Raw genomic sequence first — 448 nt, 5'->3', positions numbered from 1 at the left:
GGTAAGAGCTATATAGAGATTTTTTCAAAAGTCTTTGGTATTCAGTTTTCGCTTTTGCTATTTATCACAGCTTTTGCTTGGTTGGTGAATGTATCTGTTGGCACAAAAGCCCCACTAGCCAATTATAGTATTAAATATGGCACCGCCCTATTTTATGGTTATTTTAACCCAGCAAATGGTTCTTTTTCTGAACCAGTTGTTCAAAATGGTAGTGGCTTTTGGACAATATGGGGAAAACTTGGCGATAAGGGTGTCAATACATATAACAATCTTGCAAACAATACAACTTCTACTGGACAGACAAAGGTAGTCGCGGCCAGTATTGTAATCATTAATATGATGACTGTTGTTATATGGGTAGCCCTATTCATCTATCCACCATTTTGTCTTCTCTTGCCAGTATTTATGATGATGCGGCAATCACAGCAGGGTATGACATGGCATTATG

1 protein-coding gene is annotated in these 448 nt (G+C 37.9%); it reads left to right on the top strand.

All coding sequences use genetic code 11. The features are described 5' to 3' along the window. On the top strand, positions 1 to 448 hold a 448-nt coding region (locus CYP28_RS10170; RefSeq protein WP_181000385.1), incomplete at both ends, for a hypothetical protein.

It is taken from the genome of Campylobacter concisus (assembly GCF_002914195.1).
Taxonomy (GTDB): domain Bacteria; phylum Campylobacterota; class Campylobacteria; order Campylobacterales; family Campylobacteraceae; genus Campylobacter_A; species Campylobacter_A concisus_M.
The sequence above is the reverse complement of the archived record's forward strand: the minus strand, read 5'-3'. Positions and strand labels throughout refer to the sequence as shown.